The organism is Rhodococcus sp. KBW08, from assembly GCF_003852455.1.
Lineage (GTDB): Bacteria > Actinomycetota > Actinomycetes > Mycobacteriales > Mycobacteriaceae > Rhodococcus_F > Rhodococcus_F baikonurensis.
Map to the genome: position 1 here is coordinate 1 of NZ_QAJJ01000008.1, position 25,426 is coordinate 25,426.

Sequence of the window (25,426 nt, forward strand, 5' to 3'; positions counted from 1 at the left end):
GCGTAGAACTCATTGCGCTCAGAGTCTTCCCCGACCGGAACACCGTCCTCACGGTTTCCGTACTGCTTCTCGATCCGCCGAATCGCCGCCCGCACCGCATCACGATCGGCAATATTCTTTGACGCCAGATCAAGCAAAATCCCGCGGGCCTTGTCCACGTCCGCCAGGGTCATGTTCTTCGGCGGATGCTGACAAAACGACGCCACCTGACGTGCCTTCAACGCATCAACATCACCCCGGTGAAACGCATCGCCCACCACGGGTTCGAGCATCAACAACCGCGCCAACCCCACCAACAGACTGCACTCACCGATCTCCAGATTCGTCGACCCGTGCAACCACTGCGCGATCGCCCGAAAACCCTTCCCGCCGAGAACCTCCCGGGAAAACATCTCCACGATCAACAGCACCATCCGCGACTGCAACTCGTGCCGGACACGCACCAGATCCAGAACCTCACCCTTGAGGTCCTCACCATCCAGCTGCCACGCATCCCGACTGTCCATGCCGAAATCTTAATCGAACATACTTTCGATAACCAGAGACATAACGGACAACTTCAAGAAGGCCCACAGCTCGAGAGCTGTTGAAATGCATCGCTATTCGCGCTGCCGGCCACGCGATTCGTTGACAGAGACTCGCAACTCGCCGAGCGGCACTTCACGCCCCGATTCACTGCGGACCTCGACGCGAACGGGCTCACCGGTAGCGTCGTCCGCCACCGCCAGCGGTCCACCCTTTCCGCCGTGCAGGTACTTGTCACCCCACTGCATCAGCGCAAGAACCGCCGGCAGCAAGTCACGACCCTTCTCGGTGAGCACGTACTCGTGCCGCGTCCGCTTTCCAGGCTCCTTGTACGGCACACGCTCGAAGAGGCCCGCCTCCGTGAGCTCCTTCAGCCTCGCCGACGCCACCGCCTCGGTAATGCCGACCCGCGACGCGAAGTCGTCGAAACGAGTTGTGCCGTAGTAGGCCTCTCGCAAAATCAGCATGGCGGAGCGAGTGCCGACCACTTCCATGGCCCGCCCGATCGAACAGTGCGTGGCCCGCCAGGCGTCGCGATCTTCGAGTACCCCGGTCAGTCGTACAGCGTCCATGAGTTTCACAATACCCCCTGGCTTGCCATAACCATAGCCAGAGTCTAGATTGCTGACTATGGAACTTCATAGCCAGCCGGTGCGGACCGGACCCCTTCTCGCGATACTGTCGGGGGCGCCGTTCGTCGCCAGCCTCGACCTCTTTGTGGTCAACGTGGCCTTCGGCGACATCGCCAAGAGCTACCCGGGTCACTCGCTGGGTGAGTTCAGTTGGATCCTCAACAGCTACGCGATCGTCTACGCCGCGCTGTTGATCCCCCTCGGACGCTGGGCGGACAGGATCGGACACAAACGCGCCTTCATCGCCGGTCTCGCACTGTTCACCCTCGCCAGCGCCGCCTGCGCCTTCAGTCCGTCACTGTGGGCGCTGGTGGCTTTCCGCATCGTCCAGGCGGTCGGCGCCGCGGCGCTCACCCCGGCCAGCCTCGGCCTCCTGATCAGTGCCCTCCCGGCTGCGAAACGTCAATCCGGCGTGCGCATCTGGGCGGCGGCCGGTGCGGCTGCCGCGGCATTCGGCCCCGTCGTGGGCGGCATTCTCGTCGAGGCGTCGTGGCGCTGGGTCTTCCTGATCAACGTTCCGGTGGGGATCGTGTTGCTCTACTTGGCAGTCCGACTCGTACCGGACACGACCCACAAGGACCCAGATGCCGGGATCGACGTCGTCGGCGCTGCCCTGCTCACAGTCGGAGTCGGCTCCCTTGCACTGGCACTCGTGCAAGGACCTGACTGGGGGTGGACCGACAGTCGCGTTCTGATCGCCTTCGCGGTGGCCGCCGTGACACTACTCTCGTTCTGGTGGAGCAACTCTCGTCACCGAACTCCGTTGATTGCTCCGGATCTTCTGAAGATCCGCTCATTTGCCTGGTCCAACGTCACCGCCATTCTGTTCAGCGCAGCGTTCGCCGCCGGCCTGCTCTCGAACATCCTCTGGCTGCAAGAAGTTTGGGGATACTCGGCATTGCGTACCGGCTTCGCCGTCTCACCGGGTCCGCTTCTGGTTCCGCTGTTCGCCATCGCCGGTGGATCGCTTTCGCGCAAGTACTCGGCCGGCCGCGTCGCCGCACTCGGCAGCCTTCTGTGGGCCGTCGGAACGGTATTGGTCCTCGTCTCGGTCGATACGACGCCCAACTACGCGACCGGACTTCTACCAGGCTGGATCATCGCCGGGATCGGTGTCGGTCTTGCCCTGCCGACCATTCTGTCGCAGGCCACGGCGGATCTGGCACCGGCTCGATCGGCCACCGGTAGTGCAATCGTCAGCATGAGCCGACAGATCGGAACCGTTCTCGGCGTGAGCGTTCTGATCGCGGTTCTCGGTTCTGCTGTCGACTACGACACCTTCCGCCAGGCCTGGTGGGTGATCTTCGCCGTCGCGCTCGCGTCTGCTCTGGCATCGCTGGGAATGACACCTGTGACCACACCCACCCCAGTTGTCCCTGCTGAATCCGCCGTCCCTGAAAGGAATTTGTCATGAGAGACGCAGTTATCGTCGAAGCCGTTCGCACTCCGATCGGCAAGGGAAAGGCGAACGGCGCCCTGCACGGCATCAACGCCGTCGACCTCCTCGCCCACAGCCTCGCAGCGGTAGTCGAACGCACTGGAATCGATGCAGCACTGATCGACGACGTCATCGGTGGTGCGGTGAGCCAAGTCGGTGAACAGAGCCAGAATGTCACTCGCACTGCCCTTCTCGCCGCCGGCTACCCCGAGTCGGTGCCGGGCACCACCGTCGACCGCCAGTGTGGAAGTAGCCAACAAGCAGTTCATTTTGCCGCTCAGGGCGTTATTGCCGGTGCATACGACATCGTTGTCGCGGCCGGAGTCGAGTCCATGAGCCGAGTGCCGATGGGCTCGAGCAGCATCGGGCGCGAATCGCTCGGCGTGGGTTTCGAAGAGCGCTATCCGCACGGTCTGGTACCGCAGGGCATCAGCGCCGAATTGATCGCCGCCAAGTGGAGACTGAGCCGCACCCAACTCGACGAGTTCTCGGCGTCGAGTCATCGGAAAGCCGCGCTGGCAACCGAAAGTGGGTACTTCACCAAGGAACTCGCAACTCTCCCGCAGCTGTCGGTCGACGAGGCCATCCGCCCCGGCACCACCGTCGAGACCCTTGCCGGCCTACGGACCGCCTTCGAATCCGACTATTACGCAAAGCGATTCCCACAGATCGACTGGTCCATCACCGCAGGCAACAGCAGCCCCCTTTCGGACGGCAGTTCGGCGGTGATGATCACGACCAGTGAGATCGCCGCGAAACTCGGACTCACCCCGAAGGCACGGTTGCACAGTTTCGCGGTCGCGGGCGACGATCCGCTGTACATGCTCACCGCGGTCATCCCCGCTACGCAGAAGGTCCTGGCCCGTGCGGGTTTGACGATCTCGGACATCGATCTGTTCGAGGTCAACGAAGCCTTTGCCCCAGTGGTCCTCTCGTGGGCAGCAGACACCGGCGTCGACCTGTCCAAGGTGAACGTCCACGGCGGTGCCATCGCGCTCGGCCACCCACTAGGCGGCAGTGGAACGCGGATCATGACCACCCTGGTCAACGCCATGGAACAGCGCGGCGCGCGCTACGGACTCCAGACCATGTGTGAGGCAGGTGGGTTGGCCAACGCGACCATCCTGGAACGCTTGGGCTGAGCACTCTCCCCGATGGACGGCATTCCGACATCAGTGACCGAGTGCCGTCCATTCGGGGTCCGGCTTGCGCGCAACGACCCGGAACACGATTCCACCCCGTCCGGTGCGCTGCACCTCGTCGATCAGGAAACCGGCGTTTTCGAGGTATCCAATCGGTTCACGGGTGAGATGATCGGCACCGAACCGAACAAAAAGCGGTTCGACAACCTTCATCAATGTACGAGCCACAATGTTCTTGCTCGGTCCGTGCTCGGCGAGAACGAATCGACCGCCAGGCACCAGGACTCGAAACGCTTCGCTCGCAACTCGGTCCGGATCGGGGATCGTACAAAAGGCGTAGGTGGAGACCAATGTGTCCACGCACTCGTCGGGAACATCGAGTGCTTGCACGTCTCCGAGTCGTAGGTCGACTTCGGTCTTCACTCCCTCGGAGACCTTGAGCCTGGCCTGATCGAGCATCGCAGTCGAGATGTCCACGCCGATGACGTAATCGACGTCGTCCCCGTAGAGCGGCAGGTTCAGTCCGGTTCCCACGGCGATCTCGACCACGCGGCCATGCGCCTGGTCCACAGCCCATTTCCGGGCGTCACCGAGCACAAAGCGTTCGAAGCGCCCGATCTGTCGGTCGTAGTGCGCCGCCATTGCGTCGAAAGTCTTGGCGACCTGTGCAGTGTCTGGTTCACGCATAGTGCCCCGTTTCGATCGATCTTCTGTGCAGTCTTACACGCGAGCACCGGGTCGGGAAGACCTTTCGTGACGAAGGGCAACCGGCCGAGCGAGGTCGTCCGTGACGGATGCCCCCGGTATCGTTCCAGGTGACCTGACCTCACCTACGACGATCATGGATAGAGACCTCGTGCGATCAAGTAACTGCGTCACCGGTTCGGTCCGGCCACCTTTTCTCACTGATTCCACGGGAGGTCTGTGATGGCCGGCGGACTGTTCGCTCTGCTCGACGACGTCGCGGCCCTGGCTCGCATGGCCGCGGCCTCGATCGACGACGTTGCTGCCGCAACCGGTAAGGCGACGGCCAAAGCTGCAGGTGTCGTGATCGACGACGCAGCCGTCACACCGCAGTACGTCCGTGGACTCGCGGCCGAGCGCGAACTACCGATCATCAAGCGCATCGCCATCGGATCGCTGCGCAACAAGCTGCTGATCATCCTCCCGATCGCTCTGCTGCTCAGTCAGTTCCTTCCCTGGCTCCTGACGCCACTGTTGATGGTCGGTGGCTGCTACCTCAGCTATGAAGCAGTGCACAAGATCTGGGGTGCGATATTCGGCCACGGTGATCACCACGAAACGGCCGACGAGCACCCTCGCGACGAAGAGGCCGTGGTTTCGGGTGCCGTCCGCACCGACCTGATCCTGTCCGCCGAGATCATGGTGATCGCACTCAACACCATCGCAGGCGAAGGCTTCTGGAGCCGGTTGGTGATCCTTGCCGTCGTGGCGGTTGTCATCACCGTGGTCGTCTACGGCGTCGTCGGACTGATCGTGAAGATGGACGACATCGGCTTGAGAATCGCCGAGACGTCGTCGGGCTTCACCCACAAGGTCGGCCGTGGACTGGTTCGCGGTATGCCTCACGTGATGTCGGTGCTCTCGGTGGTGGGTACTGCCGCGATGCTGTGGGTCGGTGGCCACATCCTGTTGGTCGGCATCGACGAACTGGGCTTCCACCCGCTGTACGACGCCGTTCATCACGGGGAAGAAGCAGTCAGTGACATCGCCGGAGTCGGTGGCGTACTGGCGTGGATCGTCAACACCCTTGCCTCGGCAGCGCTGGGTCTGGTGGTTGGCGCCATCATCGTCGCAGCTCAACTGGGTATCACCCGCCTGTTCGCAAAGCGTTCTGCGACGGCCTGATCGCCTACCTGTGGCGGAGCACCATCTGCTCCGCCACAGTTCGCATCCCTTCACGCAACGACGAGGGTTCGAGCACCTCGACGTCGGCTCCCAGCCCGATCAACTGTGAGAGCGCGACGGCTTCGCTCTCGAGTTTCAGCCCGGCGCCCACCCATCCGTCGTCGTCCTCGGGTCCCACTTCGACAGCAGCCGCAAGCTCGCCCACCACATCGGGGAGCCGGCGCCTGCCCTCTGGCGACAACCGCACCTGGCAGTCGAAACGAAGCAGCGACCGGTCGAACTCGGCCATCGACGCAGCCCACCACGACGGCAGATCGAAATCCACCGGCCGGGTGAACGAATCATCTTCTACCACCGTATTTTTGATGCGGCCGACTCGAAACGACAGCGTTCGACCGTTCATCCCCGCCACCAGGTACCAAACGCCGGCTTTGATGACCAGCCCCAGCGGTTCGACCGTCCGCTCCCGATCGCGGTAGACGAAGCGCAGTCGACGCGAGACCAGCACAGCGGATGTTATGAGCGGAAGCGCAGAGATGTCGTCGACGCCGCCGAACCAGCCCGGGACGTCCACCAGGATTCGGTCCTGCCACAAGCGCGCACTCTCGCGCAGCGGACCGGGCAGGGTGCGGAGTAGTTTGGCCCCTGCCGAACCGACGGCGTCGGATCGCCCGAGGTCCGCAGCGATGGACGGTACGCCCAACAGCATGAGTGCCGATGTCTCGTCGTCCGTCATGCCGGACAGCTTGGACTGCCAACCGTCGAGCAGATGGATGCCGCCGCCGGGACCGCTCTCGGTCCAGATCGGCACACCGGCAGCCGACAACGAGGCCACGTCGCGGTAGATCGTCCGCACCGATACACCGAACTCGTCGGCCAATTGAACTGCGACGACGCCAGGGCTGCCCTGCAAACGCAACATGAGTTGGAGCAGTCGCGCAGATCTCATGGTGCGAACATTACCGAGAATCACTGACAGAAGTTGTCAGGAATAGGGGTGCACAATGACCGTCATGGTCACCTGGAAGCAATTCTCCGAAGAAGTTCCCACCCTTGCCGACGCGGTTCAAGCGCGGTTCACAGCCCACAAGCATCACGTCCTCGCAACGCTGCGCAAGGACGGTTCACCGCGGGTCAGCGGCACCGAAGTCGAAATCCTCGACGGACGGTTGGTGCTCGGTTCGATGTTCGGCGCTCTCAAGGCGAAGGACCTCGTCCGTGACGGGCGCTACGCCCTCCACAGCAATCCCGGCGAGCACACGATGGAAGGCGGCGATGCGAAGATCGCCGGAATTGCACGCGAGGTGACCGGCGACGAGTTCGAAGCCGTTCTGGAAAGCTACACCTACGAGGTTCCGAAACCCCTGCACCTCTTTGTCCTCGATATCGACGAGGTGGTGCACACGACCGTCGACGGGGAACACATGTACGTCGACCTCTGGAAGCCGGGCAAGGAGATCACCCGCTTCACCAAGTGACGTTCTTCTCGCAATGCTCGCCGTTGGCACACGATTCCACCTGGACAGTGGCGTGGGAAAGACCGTGACTTTCGAGGACGGTGCGCGCGGATTCCAGAACATTCGACGAATTCGCGTCACTGGTCAGGTGGACCGTCGCGACATCCATCCCGGTGGTGAGCGTCCAGACGTGCAGGTCGTGGACACCCATCACGCTCGGCAGTGCGGCCAGGTCGGCCTCGACAGCTTCGACGTCGACGTCGGCGGGCGACGCCTGCGTCAGAATGCGAAGCGATGCTGCAGCCAGTTTGATCGCACGCGGCACCACCCACAGCGAGATGAGAACACCGACGACGACGTCCGCCCACGTCCAGTTGAACACCAGGACAAGGCCGCCGGCGATCAGAACGCCGACGCTACCGACCGCGTCGGCAAGCACTTCGAGGTACGCGCCACGCACCGCGAGACTGTCCTTGGAATCGCCGCGCAGCATCAGCATCACGACGATGTTCGCGGCCAGACCGGCGGCAGCAGTGATGATCAGGGCGCCGCCGGGAATCTCGGGTTCGTTTCCGATCCGGCCGATTGCCTCGTAGAAGACCCAGGCCGCAACGGCCAGCAGCATCACCGCGTTGGCCATGGCGGTCAACACCTCGGCGCGGTGCCAACCGAAAGTCCTGGCCGCGGTGGTGCTGCCCTTCTTCGCGAGCAACAACGCTGTCAGTCCCATGGCCATACCCACCACGTCGGTGAGCATGTGACCGGCGTCGGCGAGCAGAGCCAACGAGTTGATCAGGATGCCGACCGTGGCTTCGAGCACGAGGAATGCAACGAGAATCGCAAGCGCGATCGCCATTTTCCTGATGCGTTGCGGTGACGGTCCTACGCCGACCGAATCTGCTGCCGAGTGGCCATGTGAATGACCGTGCCCTGCTCCCATTTGTCCTGTTCCCTCCCAAGTCCTTCTCAGAGCATATGCATACATTCGCATACATACAATGAGTTGCTCAGTGAGCGGGAACCGGCAGAGGTCAGTGATCCGGCTCGTACGCGGGATGAGGCACAGTGGGCGGCAGAGTGGCGATCGACGAGATGCGCTTCATGCCTGCTACCTGCAAGAGGTCGACGACCAGCGAACGGATCTGGGCGAACACCACGGTCGAGGACAGTCCTGCGTTCTCGACTATCGCCGGTTTCAGCTCCTTTGCGACCGAGCGCAGGACGCGCGCTGCTTCGGCCTGATCAGGCTGCTCCCCCGGCTCCGCCAGGATCATCTCCTTCAGAACTTCGACGGCTTTCGACAAGCGCTCGACCTGCGCCACCAGACGCGGATCGAGGATCTCGTCGTCCCTGACCAACGTCAACGAACGACGCGCGAGCACTCGAATGTTGCGCATCGCGTTGTCGATGGGATCGGCTGTCGCCATGAGCCTTTCGAGGCGCGGTCGACTGTTCCAGTACAGCGGGGAGATTCGGCTGATCTCGCGCCCGCCGAGAAGGTTGCTGCGCAATCCGTCGATGGCACCTTGAGTTGCGCGCGCCTTCTGCAGCGCCTTCACGATCGGGTCAGGGTCGTTCGCAACAAGCCCGTCTGCCACCAATTGCAGTACCTCGGAAGCGGTTCCGAGAATCGATGCAGCATCCTTGCGTGCGCGTCGTACCGGGTGGGTGGGGATGATCGCGACCACAGCGATGCCCACCAGGCCACCGACCAGGGCATCGATCATGCGATCGGGTCCGCCACTGCCGCCCGGCGGGATCAGCGTCGCCACCAGCACCGCCGAGTTTCCCGCCTGCATGGAGAAAATCGGTCCGCTGTTCAGAAGCACCGCGACGGACATCGCCAGCACGACGACCAAACTGATCTGCCAGGGCCCGCTCCCGATGCCGGAGATGATCAGGTCACCGATTCCGATTCCGACCGTGACTCCCGCAACCAACTCGAACGAGCGTCGGAGTCGGGCGCCCAACGACAGACCGAGCGAAACCACGGCGGCAATCGGCGCGAAGAACGGCGCATGGTGCCCGATCACCGTGGTGGCAACCCACCACGCCAATCCGGCCGCCAAGGCACATTGAATGATCGGTAGCGCCGACGTCTGAAGCCGACGCACCGATTTGCGAGCCCGGTCCTTGATACCGGCCCGGCTCGGACGGAAACTGCTAACCGAGGCCAAGCGCTTCGGCGGCGTTGGGATCGCAGTCTTCGAGCAGATCGAGGCAACGCGCGTACTCGTCGGCTTCACCGATCGTCTTCGCGGCCTTGGCCAGGACGGCGACGCAACGCAGGAAGCCACGGTTCGGTTCATGGCTGTACGGCACGGGACCGAAACCCTTCCAACCGTTTCGACGCAGTTGGTCGAGTCCGCGGTGGTAACCGGTACGCGCGTAGGCGTAGGCCGTGATGGTTTCGCCCTTGTCCAGGGCAGCCTCGGCGAGGTAGGCCCACGCGATGGAGGCAGTGGGATGGTCGGCCGCGACCTGGGCCGGGTCAGCGTGGTTGAGCAGTGCCGATTCCGCTTCGTCGTCGCCGGGAAGCAGGGTGGGCTTGGGTCCGAGCAGGTCACCGAATTGGGTCATGCGCTCATTGTGCCCGCTACGCCTTTCTGCCACAGGACCGCCTCGCCGACGGTCGGAGTTATGCAGGCTACATACCGGTCGTTACCCTGACATGGTCATTGCTGCATAAGACCGAAGGGTTACCCGTGCCGGACTCGAAAGACGACAACTCGACAAAGAGCGCAGCCCCGAAGGGTGCGCCCGAGAAGTCGGCCCCGACCGAACCTGCGACTGTGGCGATCCAGAAGGCAGACAAGAACTCGAAGGCCGGCAAGGATTCGAAGGCAGACGGCGACGCCAAGGCCGCTAGTGCGCCAACGGTCGCGATCCCCAAGGCAACTCAGGCTCCCACGGCAACTCCGGCACCCACAGCAGCCCCGACACCCCAGCCGAAACCGGAGCCCGCCACCGTCGCGATTCCGAAAGCCTCGCAGCCGACACCACCGCCCCGGCAAGCTCCGACCCCACCACCGGCGCCGCAGCGCGCCGCGCCTCAACCGCCGCAGCGCGCCGCGCCTCAACGTGTTGGTGTCGCAGCGACCCCACCTCCGGCCCAGCCGATGCCGACCCGTATCGAGCCTGCCGCGCCGGAAAAAACCAAGCGCAGCGGCAAGGGCTGGTACATCGCGGCAGCAGCGGCCGGCGTCGCCGTCCTCGCGGCAATCGGCATCGCAGTCTTCGTCTCGTCCAACAGCGGTAGCGGCGAAAGCTCACCTGAAGCCCAGGTTCAGACCGCCATCTCGACGTACGTCGACGCTCTTCAGACCGGCGATCTGGCAACGCTGCGGACGTCGACGTGTGGCGCGCTGGGCGAGTACTACCGCACTATTCCGGACGCGGCGTTCGCTCAGGTCCACGACAATGCCGTCGCTCAGAAGACGATCCCGCAGGTCGGAGCCGTCGATGCGGTGCGCATCACCGACGACACCGCGATCGCTCAGGTCCAGGCAAGTTTGCCAAGCACCGGCGAACAGTCGTGGCGCACGTTCGACCTCGAGCGCCAGGACGGCACGTGGAAGGTCTGCGATCCCAGCAAGTAAGTACCTGAACAGACAATAAGTACCTGAACAGACAATAAGTACCTGAACAGACAATGCGCGCCGGCGAGAATTTCGCCGGCGCGCATTTTGTTCTGTGTAGCTCAGTTGTGAAGCCGATCAGCCTGCCGAGACCGAGCGTCCGGCCGACTTCAGGTCGTTGCACGCCTCGACGACGCGAGCCGTCATGCCTGCTTCGGCCTTCTTGAGGTAGCTGCGCGGGTCGTATGCCTTCTTGTTTCCGACCTCGCCGTCGACCTTGAGGACGCCGTCGTAGTTGGTGAAGAAGTGTCCTGCGATCGGACGGGAGAACGCGTACTGGGTGTCGGTGTCGACGTTCATCTTGACGACGCCGAAGTTCAGCGAGTCCTCGATCTCCGACTTCAGCGATCCCGATCCACCGTGGAAGACGAAGTCGAAGGGCTGCGAACCGGAAGCCAGGCCGAGCTTGGCAGCGGCGACCTTCTGGCCCTCTTCGAGAACCTCGGGCTTGAGCTTGACGTTGCCCGGCTTGTAGACGCCGTGGACGTTGCCGAAGGTGGCAGCGAGCAGGTACTTGCCCTGGTCACCGATGCCCAGAGCGTCGACCGTCTTCTCGAAGTCCTCGCTCGAGGTGTAGAGCTTGTCGTTGATCTCGGCCTCGACGCCGTCTTCTTCGCCGCCGACGACGCCGATCTCGACCTCGAGGATGATGCGTGCAGCCTTCGAGAGGGCGAGCAGTTCCTTGGCGATGGCCAGGTTCTCGTCGATCGGGATAGCCGAGCCGTCCCACATGTGCGACTGGAACAGCGGGTTACGACCGGCGTCGACGCGCTCCTGCGAGATCGCGAGCAGCGGACGCACGTAGGTGTCCAGCTTGTCCTTCGGGCAGTGGTCGGTGTGCAGCGCGATGGTGACGTCGTACTTTGCGGCGATCACGTGTGCGAACTCGGCGAGCGCAACAGCGCCGGTGACCATGTCCTTGACGCCCAAACCGGAACCGAACTCGGCGCCGCCCGTCGAGAACTGGATGATGCCGTCACTGCCGGCGTCCGCGAAGCCCTTGATGGCTGCGTTGATGGATTCGGAGCCGACACAGTTGATGGCGGGGAAGGCAAAGGAATGCTCCTTGGCCCGACCAAGCATCTCGGCATAGACCTCGGGAGTTGCGATAGGCACGGCGGGAGTCCTCCATATACGTGTCGTTCGGAGCGCTCGGCGATGTGAAAGCGCTTCGTGTGGTCCTAGCAGTATGGCAAGTCCGACTCGTCACGTCTCTTTGCGGTCTCGGCCACCACACAAGCCCGGTATCAGTCACCGCCGCCGACGCGATGACCTGCGGTGGTGGGAAACACTCAGATTCGGCCGGTACTCTGGCCCCCGTGAATGTGCAGGCAGCAACTGAATCCGTGACGAACCTGGCCTTGCTGCCCGGCTTCCTCGATCCCGTGAACCTCTTGAATTCCTTCGGAACGTGGGTTCTGGTGGGATTGCTTCTGGTGGTCTTCATCGAATCCGGCCTGCTGTTTCCGCTCTTGCCCGGCGATTCGCTCCTCTTCACCGCGGGGCTGATCGCGGCTTCCAAGTCCACCGAGATCGAACCGTTCGCACCTCTGTGGGTGCTCTTGGTGACCATTCCGATCGCCGCGATTCTGGGCGACCAAGTCGGGTTCTACATAGGCGCCAAGGGCGGAACTGCCCTGTTCAAGACGGACGACGCGCGGTTCTTCAAGAAGAAGTACATCGACGAGTCGCACGCCTTCTTCGAAAAGCACGGCCCGATCACCATTATCCTGGCTCGGTTCGTGCCGATCGTGCGTACTTTTGCACCGGTGGTCGCCGGTGCTTCGAAGATGAAGTACTCACTGTTCCTGACCTACAACATCGTCGGCGGCATCCTGTGGGGTGCCGGCGTGACTTTGCTCGGCTACCTCCTGGGGCAGATCGAATTCATCCGCGACAATGTCGACTACATCTTCATCTTGATCGTCCTGGTGTCGGTTCTGCCGATCGTCTTCGAAATCGGAAAGCGAATTCTGGCGTCGAGACGTGGTGAAACGGCGAATACTTCCACTACGGACAATTCGACGGTGACAGTCCCCGAAGACCCCACCCCCTGATTGCAGAACGAGGCGAAGAACTGACCACGATGACGCTCGCATCCGGCAGTTTCTCCCCACTCGAGACTGCCGGGCCTCTGTTGGTCTGGATCATCGTCGTCACGTTCGTCTTCATCGAGTGCGCGATCATCCTCGGATTGTTTCTGCCCGGTGATTCGCTACTGATCACAGCCGGAATCGTGCTTGCCGGTCACGAATCCGGTGCAGGCCACGTGTGGGCACTGTCGGTGGGCGCGATGATTGCCGCCATTGCGGGTAACCAAGTCGGGTACGTCATCGGCCACCGAACCGGCAATCACATCAAAGCCCGCAAGGGCGGCAAGTACTTCACCGAGAAGAATTTGCACCGCGTCAACATCTTGTTGGAAAAACACGGGTTCTGGGCGGTCCTGATCGCCCGCTGGGTTCCGTGGGTGCGCACCCTGTGCCCGATGGTCGCCGGCGCAGCCAAAATGAACCACACGCGCTACACCATCGCGAGCACCATCGGCGCGATCATCTGGGCGCCGGTGCTCTTGCTGCTCGGTTTCTACGGTGGCTCGTTCCTCGATCGCGTACCGTGGTTGCTACCCGCCGTGCTGATCGTGATGATGGTCAGCTTGGTCATCGGTACCGCGTTGGGTATCTGGCAGTACCGCAAGGAGATGGCCCGCCCCGCCGAAGACGTCGAGGTCGAAGAAGTCCTCGACTAGAAGCGCACGGCTCAGTGCCCGTGGCTCTGGTCCCACGCCGGCAGCGGGTCCTCGTAGCGCGTCCAGGCCCGCGGCCCTTCGCGTAGTTCGTCATCGGTCAGCAGGGCTGGATCGAGGATTCGTGACGGCGCTGCCGGGTCGAGTTTCACTCCGATGAACACGATCTCCTGCCCCGGTACCTCCGCTGCCGACGCCCACAGTTGAGCCGGTTCGATGACGAGGTTGGGGCCTGCCTGCGACCAGATCGCGGCGAACTCGGGCCGACTCGCGATCCAGCAGAAGCCTTTGCTTCGCAAGAGGCCCGCGAACTGACCGAGCGCAGCCTCGAGTCGCGCAGGATGAAAGGGGCGCGAGGCGCGATACGTGACGCTGCGTATTCCGTATTCCTCGGTTTCCGGAGTGTGCCCACCGGCCAGTTCCTCGTCCCAACCGGGTACTTGCGCAGCGAGTTCCGGGTTGTAGAGGCCGGTTTCGAGGACGCGATCGAGGGTGACTTTGCCGTGGTCGGTGCGGATCAGTTGCGCGGTGGGGTTGAGCCTGCGAAGCGTTGCCTCGACGGTTCCCGCCGCCCGCTGGCTCACCAGGTCGGTCTTGTTCAGCAAGATGACGTCGGCGAACTCCACCTGATCGACCAGGAGATCGGAGATGCTGCGTCCGTCCCCCTCCCCGGCTTCGAGGTTGCGCTCGTCCAGTCGCTCGCCTTTTGCCAGCTCGCCGAGGAAGGTCGACGCGTCCACCACGGTCACCATCGTGTCGAGCTTCGCGAGCGAGCCGAGGCTGAAGCCGTCCTCGAATTCCCAGTCGAAGGTGGCTGCCACCGGCATCGGTTCGGAGATGCCGGTGGATTCGATCACCAACTGATCGAATCGCCCCTCTCGGGCCAGAGCGCCGACGGCGTCGATCAGATCCTCACGCAGCGTGCAGCAGATGCATCCGTTGGTCAGCTCGACCAACTTCTCCTCGGTGCGATCGAGGTGGCCCTGGCCTGCGACCAGTGCCGCGTCGATGTTGATCTCGCTCATGTCGTTGACGATGACGGCGACCCGCCGACCGTCGCGATTGGCGAGGATGTGGTTGAGGAGTGTGGTCTTGCCTGCGCCCAGAAATCCGGACAGCACGGTTACCGGTAGCTGCTTCATTCCTTAATGATAACCATTGTCATTATCGACAACGGGAAGCGGGCCTACTGCACTGCGGACGCACTCCCGGAGAACTGGCTCTCGGGCCTCGGCAAACCGAAATGATCGCGAAGCGTCGTACCCGAGTATTCAGTCCGGAACAAACCGCGATCCTGCAGGATCGGAACCACACGCTCGGTGAAGATCTCGAGCCCACCCGGGTAGTACGGCGGCATGACGTTGAATCCGTCAGCAGCACCGCTGGTGAACCACTCCTCGATCGTGTCGGCCACCTGCTCGGCGGTTCCGGCAAATACCCGATGTCCGCGCGCACCCGCCAAACGATGAAGCAGACCCCGAACCGTCGGACGCTCACGCTCGACAATGCCGGCAATCACCTGCAATCTGCTTTGCTTGTTGTCGGTGACATCACCTGCCGCCGCGAACAATTCGACAGGAACCGGAGCATCCAGTTCCAGATTCCGAACATCGGTTCCGGTGAGTGCACCGAGCTGCGCGAGCCCGTACTCCGGCGAAGTCAACTCGTTGAACTCGCGCTCGAGTGCCTTGGCCTGCTCTTCGGTGTCACCGATGAACGGGCTGATTCCGGGCAGGATCTTGACGTGATCGGGGTTGCGCCCGAACTGAGCGGCCCTCGACTTGATGTCGGTGTAGAACGCCTGAGCATCGGAAAGTCTCTGGTGCGCTGTGAAAATCGCCTCCGCGTACTGACCGGCAAACGCGCGACCGTCGTTGGAGGCACCGGCCTGCACCAGCACCGGGTATCCCTGCGGCGTTCGCGGTGCGTTGAACGGTCCCCGCACCCGAAGATGCCGGCCGACGTAATTGATCTCGTGAATCTTGCTTCTGTCCGCGTAAATTCCGTTCTCCCGGTCCAGCCTGATCGCGTCGTCCTCCCAGCTGTCCCACAAGCGCACCACCGCGTCGACGAATTCCCGTGCACGCGAGTACCGGTCACCGTGGTCCGGATGCTTGGCCAGTCCGAAGTTGGCTGCTGCCAGGTCGGTGCCGGTGGTGACGATGTTCCACCCCGCGCGTCCGTTGGAGATGTGGTCGAGCGAGGCGAACAGCCGAGCCAGGTTGTACGGCTCGTAGTACGTCGTCGACGCCGTCGCGATCAAACCGATCCGCTCGGTCGCCACTGCGATGGCTGTCAACAAGGTGATCGGCTCCAACGTCCCCGCTGGACCGTGCTCGACGTCGCTGCGCAACGCGGGACCGTCGGCGAAGAAGATTCCGTCGAACTTCGCTGCCTCAGCGGTGCGCGCGATCTCCTGGAAATAGGTGACGTCGAACAGTCGTTCCGGGGTTGTCCACGGATGACGCCACGCCGCTTCGTGATGGCCGGCGGGGTGGATGAACGCGTTGAGGCTCAGTTGGCGCGGAGAATCAGACATGCCTGAATGCTGGCAACTGCCGCCGCCGTCCGACAGGGTTAGGGTTCGCGTGATTCCAACTCAGGGTGGGCAGCTCGGTATCGTCACAAGGGTGAGCCGCGTAGTCGTAGCCGAGTTCGTACCGTCCGAGGACTCGGCACCTGTTCTTCGGCAATGGTGTGAGGTGTTCTCCGAAGGTCAACGCCGGCTCTCCGGAACTGCGCCGACAGCGGCGGTCCTGGCGGACATGATCGAGGCCGAAGGCGATTCGATCGATGTGTGGCGTTGGATCGCACGCGACGACGACACCGACGAGGTTCTCGGTATCGCCCAGGCACGACGAAATTCAGCCGAAGCCGACCTCGCAGAGTTTCGGATGTACGTGACGCCCCATGCGCAGCGACGAGGAGTAGGACGAGCGCTTTCCGAACTCGTCGAGGTCGACATCACCAGGTTCGGCGTGCGGAGAATCAGGGTCACCGCGCTCGTGGGAAGTGCGGCCGAACACTTCCTGCACAAGTTCGACGGCCATCGTGTGCTGCTTCGACTGGCCAACCAGGTGCAGCACCTCAGCCCTCCCACCGCAGAAAGCGATCGCCCCGGCTATCGAATCGTCAGTTGGCGCAACCGAACCCCCGACGAGCTTGTCCACTCCTTCGCGGAGGCATTGAATCGACTTCTCGACGCACCGGGAGCCGAACTGCAGATGCCCGAACGTAATTGGGGAGCCGACGAGGTCAGATCCTGGGAACAGAAGATGACGGGTGGCTCTCAGGTACTCCTGGTGTGCTGCGCGGTCGACGGCGTCGGCGAGGTGGCCGCAGCGACAGTAGTGACAGTGGACGAGCACGACTGCACCCACGCTTCGCAGCACGACACCGTGGTACTTCCCCAACATCGCGGGCATGGCCTCGCTCAGTGGGTCAAGGAGCAACAAGCGGCTGTGTTGGCAGCTGAATTTCCTTTGCTGCAAAAGATTTACACGACGGTGAACACGGAAAATCACCCGATGCTGACCGTCAATCGGAGCCTGGGATATCAGACCGTTGCGGAGCGGATCCTGGTGGAGATCAGGAGAGTCGAGAGTGCGTCGCACAAGCCTCGGTGACGATCGTCCTCCACAGGCCCGGGTGAGACTGCCAGAAGTTGTGCGCGACACCGTCGACGACCTCGAAACTACCGTTCGGCACCAGCGCGGCCAGTTGCTGCAACGGCCACGACGGGCGAATGTCGTCGGCTGCCGCGAGAAATGTCATGGGCACGGGTGAGTCGGCCAACTGCCGAAACAGCTGTGGTTCATGAATCCATTCGACGAACGATTCTTGAAGCGATTGCCAGACAACAGGTTCCCAAGGTATCTGCGGGTCCGGCTCGATCCCCGCTTCGTACTGCTTCGACCAGGTCCGGTCCTTGTGGAGGCCGTGCCCCGCGATTCCGACGACCCCGGACACCGATTCCGGACAGTCGAGTGCGTACCGCACTGCCAAGTCGGATCCCCACGAGTGCCCCAGCACGACCCAGCTGTCGATCTCGAAGGTGCGCCGGACCAGTTCGAGGTCCGTAACCGCCTGCGTCATCGAATGAGCGCCGCCACCGGACCGGCCGACTCCGCGCGGCTCAGGGCACCACGCGCGCATTCCTTCAGGGAACAGCTCGTCGTGAGCAAGATAGTGAACGCATCCCGGGCCGCCGGAGAGAACCAGAACGTCCGACCCCGACCCACCGACGTCGATGTGAAGACGAACGCCGTCGGTGTCGATCACGTGCCGGGATTCCATGACGGAAAAGCCTAGCGCTTACGCGGGTATCCAGCCGCCGAGACGACAAATGCCGCTTCCATGAGCATCCACCCACCCACCTGCACCGAGAGGTCTCGCTCGGGGACGCTCGACGAGCGCACCGTTCCAGCTGCGAAGGTGGCGATGTCGCCGGACAGACTCGGCAACTGAGCATCCTTGGTCCAGTCGTGCCCGAACAGCGGCAGACCTTCGATCTGCAGCCTGTTGTTCCAGGCGGCTTCGGCGGAGGACAGAACGATCTGCGCTGCGAGTTCGCGCGCTCGCAGGTCCTCGTGCGTCTCCCAGGACAGGTTCACCACCACGAACGCGAGGTAGCGGGCCAGGATTGCGTTGAACAATCCGCCGTCGCCTCCGCCGCCGCCCGTGATGACTCCGTACTCGGTCATGCCGTCGTACACGGCGTCGACGAGTTTGTGGACTCGCTCGCGGTGACGCGGCTCGCCCAATCGCGTCGACAACTCGGTTTCCAACCCCAGCGTGACGCCTTGACAGTACGAGTAGATCGCGCGCTCGAGGGTGCCGTCGCGGCGGATACCGTCGAAGATCAGTCCGGAGTCCGGATCCCGCAGCGTCTCGTCGATCCAGTCGGCCGTTGCTTGCGCACGCCAGAGTTTTCCGGTGCGCGCCAGCATGATTCCGGCGGGTCCGTTTGCCGGGGTGTTGTAGAAGTCGGAACCTTTGCACCACGGAATGCCGCCGCCGTCGGCCGGGGACCACGAATCGAAAAGTTGCGATTCGAGCGCCTGGACCGCGGTCCGGTGATCGACCGAGAACATGCGTTGAGCACGTTCGAGCGAGAGGCCCAGCCACGCCATGTCGTCGTAGTAGTTGTTGGTCCACGCCGAGACGTTGCGGACCCGCACACTGCGGGCAACCTTGGCCACCCGGCGACGACGCTTGGGCGTCGGGTCACGTTCGAGTGCGTCGATTGCAGTATCGAGCAGGTGCGCCTGCCACCAGTAGTGCCAGGGCTTGAACATCCGCTCGCGCCGAACTGCAGGCCAGGCAACCACGCCGAGTGCTGTCCGGGGCATCCCCCACAGGCGCCGAAGGTGACGACTGACTATCGCGCCCTCAGCCGCATCGGCCCGCTCTGCCCACACTTCCTGCATAACTACCTATCCTGTCTGGTCGAGCCGCTACGCGCTAGCCGGAATACGAGAGCGAGATCAGCGGGAATCGGCGAGATCGGCATGCTCACGGACCCACGCGTGCATCGCGATACCGGCCGCGACTCCGGCGTTGATGCTGCGGGTCGACCCGAATTGCGCGATCGAGACCGTCATGGACGCAACCTCTTTCGCATGATCGGTCACTCCGGGGCCTTCTTGGCCGAACAGCAGGATGCACTCTCGCGGCAGGCTTGCCGTTTCCAGCGGCACCGACCCCGGAGTGTTGTCGACGGCCACGATCGTGAGTGAATTCTCACGGGCGTACTCGACGAGTTCGCCGATGTCGGCGTGGTGAACGATGTGCTGGTATCGATCGGTCACCATGGCGCCCCGCCGATTCCAGCGCCGACGCCCCACGATGTGGACGGCGGCTGCGGCAAACGCGTTGGCCGTGCGGACTACCGTGCCGATGTTGGCGTCGTGCGCGAAGTTCTCGATGGCGACATGCATCGTGTGACGGCGCGAGTCGATGTCCTCGACTATCGCTTCCCGCGTCCAGTACCGGTACTCGTCCAAGACGTTTCGACGATCACCCTCGGCCAGCAGTACCGGGTCGTAGCGCTCGTCGGTCGGCGGTTCCGTGTCGTGTTCCTCGGCCCACGGTCCGACACCGTTGGGATTCTCGCCCCACTCGGTGGGTCCCGGTTCACCGGCCCCGCCGGAGACGTCGTCGGCTGCGACTTCGGTCATCAGAACACCTCGTTGGAATCTGCAGCCACGGCGAAGCCGTGCGTGGTCTGATCGTTGACACACGAGACGTCTGTCGCGGTGGTCGTGCAGGTGAAACCCAGTTTGCTCAGCGGTTGACCGGCGGCCAACACCGGATCGGCGTCGGGGCCGCCGGAGGTGTACACCTCACCGCCCGAACACATGAAAGCACCCTCACCCTCGTCGGTGACGCGAATGCCGTTGCCCCAGTTGACCATGCAGCTTTCCGGCCGCGGCGGGACCGGGGTGGTCGTTCCCTCGCACCCGGCTTCGATTCTGGTGGGCAACTTGATGATGCCGCACTGGAAGTTACCGTCGGGAGTGGTGAAGTAGTACGACTCGTTGCGCTCGAACTGCACGTCCGTGAGCGTCGTCGTCGGCGGCAGCGTCGTGGTCGGTGGTTCGGTGGTCGTGGTGACGACGGGCGCGACGGTGGTTGTTGTCGTCGGTGTCGCGGTCGTGGTGGTCGAACTGGGCTGCGCCGCTACGGTCGGTGCCGAATCCGCCTCCCCGCCGCACCCTGCGAGCACGAGCACCGATCCGACGCCCAACAACACGAACCCCACCCGAACACGAACCACCCGACTACCTCCACACACGTCATCTTGGCCCAGCAACAGCCGACAGTGCACTCTATCGTGCGGCCGACTAAGTGCTGGTGACGCGCTTGTTCATCAGCCGTGAGAGCCACGCGGGCGAGAACCGCGACGCACTGAGGAAGAGCTTCGCCTGAGTTCCGACCGGGTAGTGAACCTTGTGTACGCGACCGGCGCCGCGTGTGGCCGTCCACAGCTCCTGCGCGACGTCGGTGGCAGTCAGCTTGATACCCAGAGATCTGGTGGCACCGGTGTCCATTCCGGTGACCATCGCGGTCTGGACGAACAACGGCCAGAGCGCTAGTACGCGGATGTCGTGCTGTGCCCATTCCAAATCGAGCGCCTCGGTCAGGCCGCGAATCGCGAACTTGGTTGCGCCGTACGTCGCGAGTTCGGGTTGGCCGTAGATCGCCGACGCGGAGCACAGATTGACTACCTGCGCCCCGGCGGTATCACGGAGGTACGGGAAAGCCGTGTGCGTGCCGTTGAGCGTGCCGGTGACGTTGATGTCGACCATTCGGCGATGCGCCGCAAGAGAAATATCCTCGAACCGTCCCGAGGAGAGCACGCCCGCGTTGTTGATCAGGATGTCCAGACGCCCTGACTCCCCGGCAAAATCGGCCAGACACCGCGCCCATCCGGCCGGATCGGTGACGTCCAGGACACCCGTCAAGACGCTGCCGCCGAAGCCGTCGATCTCGGCCTTCACAGAGGCAAGGCCGACGTCGTCGATGTCGAATGCGCCGACGCGGTATCCGTTGCGCGCGAACAACAGCGACGTCTCCCGCCCGATTCCAGCCGCAGCACCGGTGATGAAGACGTTCGGTTCGCTCATCCGGTCAGGCTATCCTGGATGTGGAGGAAATCTGATGAATCACCGTCGCGTCGTACACACCGTGTGTTTCATCGCGGTGGGGTATCTGATCGTGCTCGCGGTGTGGCTCGGATGGCTGGTCGAGCACACCCCACCCGGCACGCTGCCCTATCAGATCGGCGGGCTGCTCGCCGCTTTCGGCTCGGTTCTCGGATTCGGAATGGCCTGGGCCAACCGCCCGACCCGTGCCGAGCGCAAACTCGAGAAGCACGGCCTCGAAGGATGGGCACGAATCGACAAGGTCACACCCCTGCGCCGAACCGTCGACGGCGAGTTGGCCAAGCTCGCACTCCACCTCACGGTTCCAGGTTCCGATTCGTACTCGGGCCGGATCGAGTACGAGATCCGGCCCGAGTTCAAAGACAAGATCACTCCGGGATCCACGGTCACCGTCATGGTGGACCCGAAGAACCGGGACCGAATCATGCTGTGCCCGTGAAAAACTAGACGCTCTTCTTGCGTCCCAGCGCCAACATGCCCTCCACCAGCATCAGTTGCGCTCCCGCGTACGACGCCAGGATCACACCCTCGGCAGCAGCGCGGCCGGCGGTGCCGCGGATGAACAGTCGACGCACCACGATCAGCCCGTCGGACGCGGTGAAGAGCACTCCGCCCAATCCGAGCCACGAGCGTCGATCCTTGTTCGGGACGACCACGTCGAGCACGGCCTTCGATTGCGGTGCCAGAGCGGGGTCCGCCGACAACGTCGAGGTGGTTCCCAACATCAATCCGTATCCGGTGAGCGGCGTCGACACGCTCGGCGCCTTGGCACGCAACAGACCGGACGCCGTCGACCAACCGCTGATGCGGGGCCTCAGGGCAGCGCGGGTCGGGCGAGCGCCACGGCGCAGCAGCAGCGCCGAGTAACTGGCCTGCATCACCGCAAACGAGGACGCGCCCTTGATCAGACGAGCATCGTTGTCCGGGTCGATCATGAACACGTCGCCGACAGTTGCAGCGGCGAGGCCGGCCAGAAGCAGTGCGGTATCGGCAGTTTCCGTCTCCGAACGCTTGCGCAGCACTCGGGCAGCGAGGGCGGGTGCAATCAGGGGCTTCGCGATCTGCTGAACCCGCTCGTTACCGACTACTGCCCCGACCACGGTCGCTGCCGTCGCCGCCGCAAAAACTGCGTGCTCGATGCCCCACTTGCCCGCCATCACAATCCTCCTGTTGGTTACACGTCCAACAGCGACCGTACTGGGTCACTCAGGCGGCATCGCCGGATTTGACGTCCGCGCCGTAGACATCGACGTATTCCTGCCCCGATTGCTCACAGAGAACCGTCATCAATTCGTCCGTCGCCGCGCGCACGACGGCCTGGTAGCCCCGAAGTTCGCGGTACCGCGAGAAGTCGATCGGCTCCCCTACCGTGATCCGGACCTTGCTGAAGCGCCACATCCGCGTCCCCGGCGGGTTGACGGCGTCGCCGCCGTGCACGACGACGGGAATGACCGGTGCCCCGGTTTCCAGGGCAACGCGAATCGCTCCGGTCTTTCCCTTGTACAGGCACCCGTCGGGTGATCGCGTTCCCTCGGGATAGATCCCCCAGACCCCGCCCTTGTCGAGAATTCCGATGGCCGTGTCCAACGCCGCACGGGAGGCGTCGGCGCCGCTACGATCGATCGGCACCTGACCCGCCCCACCGAAGAACCAGCGCTGCATCGCGCCCTTCACACCGGTCCCGGTGAAATATTCACTCTTCGCGACAAAGGTGATGCGTCGGCGCACCATGAGAACCAGGAAGAACGAGTCGACGACTGCCCGATGGTTGCCGGCGAGAATCACCGGCCCCTTCTTGGGGATGTGGTGCTGGCCCTCGATCGTCGGCCGCCCGAACAGCCAGAGGACCGGGCCGATCAGGACGTATTTGAACAGCCAGTAGAGCACAGGGCATCACCTTTTCCGTCTAGTAGACAGTGTCTACGTTCAAGATAGTAGACACTGTCTTCCATGACTGTCAGCAGCCTTCGCGAAACACTTGTCGCCACCGGCGTCGAGATTCTCGATGTCGACGGCGCCACGGAACTGACGCTACGGGAGATCGCGCGGCGCGCGGGCGTGTCGCACGGCGCCCCGCGGAGATACTTTCCGACCCACAACAGCCTGCTTGCCGCAATCGCCTCACACGGCCTGCGCGATCTCACCGACAGACTCGATCCCATCCTCGCCGGCAAACAACCCGCTCGTAGCCGATTGATCTCGGCAGCAATCGAATACGTGTCATTCGCCCAGGAGCGACCCGCAATGTTCGAGTTGATGTTCCGCCACGACCTCCTCGAGGGCGCAGGCAGCAACCTCCGGGAGTCTTCACTCCCACTCTTCGCCGCCCTGCAATCCCTGACCGACGAGGCCGACGCCTCCGATCCCACCACTTCTGCACTGAACATCTGGACGGGAACCCACGGCATCGCAGTGCTGGCGACAAACCGAAGCCTCACGCTCGTCTGCCCCGACCTCGACATCGCGGCACTGGTCACCTCGACTGTGACGAACCACCTTCCGCACACCCGTTGATTTACATAGTTACCCTATGTAATAATATTTCTCGTGTCCGATGACCAGCAGCAACTGCACGAACTACTCGTCGACCTCGTGAGCAATACACACCGCTTCGCGAAGCTGGCAGGTTCGTTCGCGTCCGAGCAGTACCCACGCGCCTGGCTGCGCGCACTCTCACTTCTCGAGGAGTACGGCGAAATGCGCATCAGCGATTTCGCCCGGCTCGACAGATGCTCGCAGCCCTCCGCCACCGCATTGCTACGCAAACTCGGCGAACACGGTTACGTCGAACGCCGGGCCGACCCGGAGGACGCCCGCGCAGTGCGCGTCGCCATGACCGAGAAGGGTCGAAAGATATTGAACGACGGCCGAAACGAGATCGCCGACGCCCTGGTACCTCACTTCGTCGAACTCGAGCCCGAGCAGATCAAGAAGCTGGCTGACGGATTGGCCGAATTACGGTCCATCATCAAGACTTCCGACCCCAGCTGAACTACCCACCACTGAAAAAGGAGGTGGCCGTGAGCAACACGACCGCGACATCAACGCACCAGAACGAGGCTCCGCCGAGCCTCCTGAAGCAACCGAAAGCGGTGTGGGCGGTAGCTTTTGCCAGCGTCATCGCCTTCATGGGCATCGGTTTGGTCGATCCGATCCTCAAGCCGATCGGCGAACAACTCGACGCCACACCGTCGCAGGTTTCGCTCCTGTTCACCAGCTACATGCTCGTCACCGGCGTGGCCATGCTCATCACCGGTGTGGTGTCCAGCCGCATCGGCGCCAAGAAGACACTCCTTGCAGGCCTTGCCATCATCATCGTGTTCGCTTCTCTGGCAGGCGCTTCCAGCACCATCGGGCAGATCGTCGGATTCCGTGCGGGCTGGGGACTCGGCAATGCACTGTTCATCGCAACGGCACTGGCGGCCATCGTCGGCGCGGCCAGCGGCGGCGTCGCACGTGCGATCATCCTGTACGAAGCTGCACTGGGCATCGGTATCGCGGTCGGACCGTTGGTCGGCGGCGTTCTCGGTGACATCAGCTGGCGCGCACCGTTCTTCGGCGTCGCAGCTCTGATGGCGGTTGCCTTCATTCTCATCGTCGTGATGCTTCCGAGCGCACCCAAGCCCGAACACCACACATCCATCGCTGCGCCGTTCCAGGCTCTGCGGCACCGCGGGCTACTCACCGTTGCCATCACCGCGCTGCTCTACAACTACGGATTCTTCACGCTGCTCGCGTACACACCGTTCCCCCTCGACATGGGGGCGTACCCGATCGGATTCATCTTCTTCGGCTGGGGCCTGATGCTGGCGATCTCGTCGGTTTTCCTCGCCCCTCGCCTGCAACGACGCTTCGGCACCCTACCGATGATGATGCTGGCGCTGACACTGTTCGCACTCGACCTCGGCATGATGGCGCTCTTCACCGAGAACAAGATCGTCCTGATCGTCGGCGTCGTCCTCGCCGGTTTGTTCCTCGGCGTGAACAACACACTCATCACCGAAACCGTCATGATCTCGGCTCCCGTGGAACGGTCGACCGCCTCGGCTGCCTACAGCTTCGTTCGATTCGTCGGCGGCGCCGCAGCCCCGTGGGTTGCCGGCAAGCTCGGCGAGTCCAACGTCCACATGCCGTTCTGGGTCGGCGCGGTGCTCACCCTCGCCGCCGTGTTCGTCCTGTCGAGCGGACGCAAGGTCCTCGCGCACGTCGACGACCACGATCCCGCGCCGCACAGCGTCGACGAAGCGCTCGCCGTCACCGTCGGCGACTGACCCCTGTGAGTGGTTAAGGAGTGCAGGGACCCCTTAACCAC

At 63.2% G+C, this 25,426-nt stretch carries 29 protein-coding genes; 12 read left to right on the forward strand and 17 right to left on the reverse strand.

All coding sequences use genetic code 11. From position 1 onward, the window contains the following. The coding region (locus DBV08_RS09610; RefSeq protein WP_124567303.1) for a DUF222 domain-containing protein at nt 1–506 on the reverse strand (506 nt) is incomplete at its 3' end. Nucleotides 507–599: 93 nt separating this feature from the next. Beyond that, nucleotides 600–1,097, reverse strand: coding sequence for a helix-turn-helix domain-containing protein (locus DBV08_RS09615; RefSeq protein ID WP_095972428.1), 498 nt, complete (start codon nt 1,095–1,097; stop codon nt 600–602). A 58-nt stretch (nt 1,098–1,155) separates the two neighbouring features. Here DBV08_RS09615 and DBV08_RS09620 point away from each other — a divergent pair, with 58 nt between their 5' ends. Together DBV08_RS09620 and DBV08_RS09625 are read left to right on the forward strand one after the other, a co-directional pair. Next, a complete protein-coding gene (locus tag DBV08_RS09620; RefSeq protein ID WP_124567304.1) occupies nt 1,156–2,571 on the forward strand; it encodes an MFS transporter in 1,416 nt (471 codons plus the stop codon). Then, on the forward strand, nt 2,568–3,737 hold the full coding sequence (locus tag DBV08_RS09625; protein ID WP_124567305.1) for a thiolase family protein: 1,170 nt from the start codon (nt 2,568–2,570) through the stop codon (nt 3,735–3,737). The genes DBV08_RS09620 and DBV08_RS09625 overlap by 4 nt, the downstream gene beginning before the upstream one ends. Before the next feature lie 30 nt (nt 3,738–3,767). Here DBV08_RS09625 and DBV08_RS09630 read toward each other — a convergent pair whose 3' ends face one another. After that, nucleotides 3,768–4,424 (reverse strand): class I SAM-dependent methyltransferase, encoded by a 657-nt coding sequence (locus tag DBV08_RS09630; protein ID WP_124567306.1) that lies wholly within the window; start codon nt 4,422–4,424, stop codon nt 3,768–3,770. A gap of 240 nt (nt 4,425–4,664) precedes the next feature. Between DBV08_RS09630 and DBV08_RS09635 the strand changes: the two genes are divergently transcribed. After that, entirely contained in the window at nt 4,665–5,606 is a 942-nt protein-coding gene (locus DBV08_RS09635) for a DUF808 domain-containing protein (protein WP_124567307.1), read from the forward strand. Nucleotides 5,607–5,610: 4 nt separating this feature from the next. Here the strand turns inward: DBV08_RS09635 and DBV08_RS09640 are convergent, their stop codons facing one another. Then, nucleotides 5,611–6,555, reverse strand: coding sequence for a YafY family protein (locus DBV08_RS09640; RefSeq protein ID WP_124567308.1), 945 nt, complete (start codon nt 6,553–6,555; stop codon nt 5,611–5,613). A gap of 64 nt (nt 6,556–6,619) precedes the next feature. Here DBV08_RS09640 and DBV08_RS09645 point away from each other — a divergent pair, with 64 nt between their 5' ends. Next, nucleotides 6,620–7,084, forward strand: coding sequence for a pyridoxamine 5'-phosphate oxidase family protein (locus DBV08_RS09645; RefSeq protein WP_172436671.1), 465 nt, complete (start codon nt 6,620–6,622; stop codon nt 7,082–7,084). Here DBV08_RS09645 and DBV08_RS09650 read toward each other — a convergent pair. The 3 genes from DBV08_RS09650 to DBV08_RS09660 form a co-directional block, all read right to left on the reverse strand. Next, nucleotides 7,074–8,003: a cation diffusion facilitator family transporter gene (locus DBV08_RS09650; protein WP_124567309.1), complete on the reverse strand. Its 930-nt coding sequence runs from the start codon at nt 8,001–8,003 to the stop codon at nt 7,074–7,076. The two genes, DBV08_RS09645 and DBV08_RS09650, sit on opposite strands and share 11 nt — an antisense overlap. A gap of 91 nt (nt 8,004–8,094) precedes the next feature. After that, complete coding sequence (locus DBV08_RS09655) at nt 8,095–9,240, reverse strand: aromatic acid exporter family protein (protein ID WP_124567310.1); 1,146 nt, start codon at nt 9,238–9,240, stop codon at nt 8,095–8,097. Beyond that, nucleotides 9,227–9,643 carry a DUF3151 domain-containing protein gene (locus DBV08_RS09660; protein ID WP_003944361.1) on the reverse strand — a complete coding sequence of 139 codons (417 nt, stop codon included), beginning with the start codon at nt 9,641–9,643 and terminating at the stop codon, nt 9,227–9,229. Before DBV08_RS09660 ends, DBV08_RS09655 begins: the two co-directional genes overlap by 14 nt. A 125-nt stretch (nt 9,644–9,768) precedes the next feature. On the opposite strand from DBV08_RS09660, the gene DBV08_RS33135 reads away from it, so the two are divergent. Beyond that, nucleotides 9,769–10,662, forward strand: a complete 894-nt coding sequence (locus DBV08_RS33135; protein WP_124567311.1) for a nuclear transport factor 2 family protein — start codon at nt 9,769–9,771, stop codon at nt 10,660–10,662. Nucleotides 10,663–10,779: 117 nt separating this feature from the next. Here the strand turns inward: DBV08_RS33135 and fbaA are convergent, their stop codons facing one another. Beyond that, nucleotides 10,780–11,817, reverse strand: a complete 1,038-nt coding sequence (gene fbaA / locus DBV08_RS09670; protein WP_095972438.1) for a class II fructose-bisphosphate aldolase — start codon at nt 11,815–11,817, stop codon at nt 10,780–10,782. A 203-nt stretch (nt 11,818–12,020) separates the two neighbouring features. Between fbaA and DBV08_RS09675 the strand changes: the two genes are divergently transcribed. Then, the gene (locus tag DBV08_RS09675) at nt 12,021–12,758 is read left to right on the forward strand and encodes a VTT domain-containing protein (protein ID WP_003944390.1); all 738 of its coding nucleotides are present in this window, start codon (nt 12,021–12,023) and stop codon (nt 12,756–12,758) included. A 29-nt stretch (nt 12,759–12,787) separates the two neighbouring features. Beyond that, entirely contained in the window at nt 12,788–13,450 is a 663-nt protein-coding gene (locus DBV08_RS09680; protein ID WP_003944306.1) for a DedA family protein, read from the forward strand. A gap of 11 nt (nt 13,451–13,461) precedes the next feature. On the opposite strand, the gene DBV08_RS09685 is transcribed toward DBV08_RS09680, so the two are convergent. Both DBV08_RS09685 and DBV08_RS09690 read right to left on the reverse strand, forming a co-directional pair. Next, on the reverse strand, nt 13,462–14,589 hold the full coding sequence (locus DBV08_RS09685) for a GTP-binding protein (RefSeq protein ID WP_124567312.1): 1,128 nt from the start codon (nt 14,587–14,589) through the stop codon (nt 13,462–13,464). Between the two features lie 44 nt (nt 14,590–14,633). Beyond that, nucleotides 14,634–15,986 (reverse strand): LLM class flavin-dependent oxidoreductase, encoded by a 1,353-nt coding sequence (locus tag DBV08_RS09690; protein WP_124567313.1) that lies wholly within the window; start codon nt 15,984–15,986, stop codon nt 14,634–14,636. Between the two features lie 91 nt (nt 15,987–16,077). Here DBV08_RS09690 and DBV08_RS09695 point away from each other — a divergent pair, with 91 nt between their 5' ends. After that, nucleotides 16,078–17,073: a GNAT family N-acetyltransferase gene (locus DBV08_RS09695; protein ID WP_260395457.1), complete on the forward strand. Its 996-nt coding sequence runs from the start codon at nt 16,078–16,080 to the stop codon at nt 17,071–17,073. Here DBV08_RS09695 and DBV08_RS09700 read toward each other — a convergent pair. The 5 genes from DBV08_RS09700 to DBV08_RS09720 all read right to left on the reverse strand — a co-directional run bounded on the left by DBV08_RS09700 (nt 17,036) and on the right by DBV08_RS09720 (nt 21,075). Continuing rightward, nucleotides 17,036–17,743 carry an alpha/beta fold hydrolase gene (locus tag DBV08_RS09700; protein WP_124567315.1) on the reverse strand — a complete coding sequence of 236 codons (708 nt, stop codon included), beginning with the start codon at nt 17,741–17,743 and terminating at the stop codon, nt 17,036–17,038. The two genes, DBV08_RS09695 and DBV08_RS09700, sit on opposite strands and share 38 nt — an antisense overlap. An 11-nt stretch (nt 17,744–17,754) precedes the next feature. Beyond that, on the reverse strand, nt 17,755–18,876 hold the full coding sequence (locus tag DBV08_RS09705; RefSeq protein ID WP_003944321.1) for a glycoside hydrolase family 76 protein: 1,122 nt from the start codon (nt 18,874–18,876) through the stop codon (nt 17,755–17,757). Nucleotides 18,877–18,933: 57 nt separating this feature from the next. Then, on the reverse strand, nt 18,934–19,626 hold the full coding sequence (locus DBV08_RS09710) for a TrmH family RNA methyltransferase (RefSeq protein WP_007726764.1): 693 nt from the start codon (nt 19,624–19,626) through the stop codon (nt 18,934–18,936). Continuing rightward, nucleotides 19,626–20,225 (reverse strand): DUF6636 domain-containing protein, encoded by a 600-nt coding sequence (locus DBV08_RS09715; RefSeq protein WP_124567316.1) that lies wholly within the window; start codon nt 20,223–20,225, stop codon nt 19,626–19,628. Before DBV08_RS09715 ends, DBV08_RS09710 begins: the two co-directional genes overlap by 1 nt. Before the next feature lie 67 nt (nt 20,226–20,292). Next, complete coding sequence (locus DBV08_RS09720) at nt 20,293–21,075, reverse strand: SDR family oxidoreductase (protein WP_124567317.1); 783 nt, start codon at nt 21,073–21,075, stop codon at nt 20,293–20,295. 34 nt (nt 21,076–21,109) lie between these two features. Here DBV08_RS09720 and DBV08_RS09725 point away from each other — a divergent pair, with 34 nt between their 5' ends. Next, entirely contained in the window at nt 21,110–21,553 is a 444-nt protein-coding gene (locus DBV08_RS09725; RefSeq protein ID WP_050656270.1) for a hypothetical protein, read from the forward strand. A 4-nt stretch (nt 21,554–21,557) separates the two neighbouring features. Here DBV08_RS09725 and DBV08_RS09730 read toward each other — a convergent pair whose 3' ends face one another. Together DBV08_RS09730 and DBV08_RS09735 are read right to left on the reverse strand one after the other, a co-directional pair. Next, a complete protein-coding gene (locus DBV08_RS09730; RefSeq protein ID WP_007726757.1) occupies nt 21,558–22,271 on the reverse strand; it encodes a lysoplasmalogenase in 714 nt (237 codons plus the stop codon). Nucleotides 22,272–22,320: 49 nt separating this feature from the next. After that, entirely contained in the window at nt 22,321–23,001 is a 681-nt protein-coding gene (locus tag DBV08_RS09735) for a 1-acyl-sn-glycerol-3-phosphate acyltransferase (protein WP_095972446.1), read from the reverse strand. A 63-nt stretch (nt 23,002–23,064) separates the two neighbouring features. Here DBV08_RS09735 and DBV08_RS09740 point away from each other — a divergent pair, with 63 nt between their 5' ends. Genes DBV08_RS09740 through DBV08_RS09750 form a run of 3 tightly spaced genes read left to right on the forward strand, consistent with a single transcriptional unit; the run spans nt 23,065 to nt 25,385 of the window. Next, nucleotides 23,065–23,628, forward strand: coding sequence for a TetR/AcrR family transcriptional regulator (locus DBV08_RS09740; RefSeq protein ID WP_124567318.1), 564 nt, complete (start codon nt 23,065–23,067; stop codon nt 23,626–23,628). 33 nt (nt 23,629–23,661) lie between these two features. Continuing rightward, on the forward strand, nt 23,662–24,105 hold the full coding sequence (locus DBV08_RS09745) for a MarR family winged helix-turn-helix transcriptional regulator (RefSeq protein ID WP_095972448.1): 444 nt from the start codon (nt 23,662–23,664) through the stop codon (nt 24,103–24,105). 23 nt (nt 24,106–24,128) lie between these two features. Then, on the forward strand, nt 24,129–25,385 hold the full coding sequence (locus tag DBV08_RS09750; RefSeq protein WP_003944384.1) for an MFS transporter: 1,257 nt from the start codon (nt 24,129–24,131) through the stop codon (nt 25,383–25,385). The last annotated feature ends 41 nt before the right edge of the window (nt 25,386–25,426 follow it).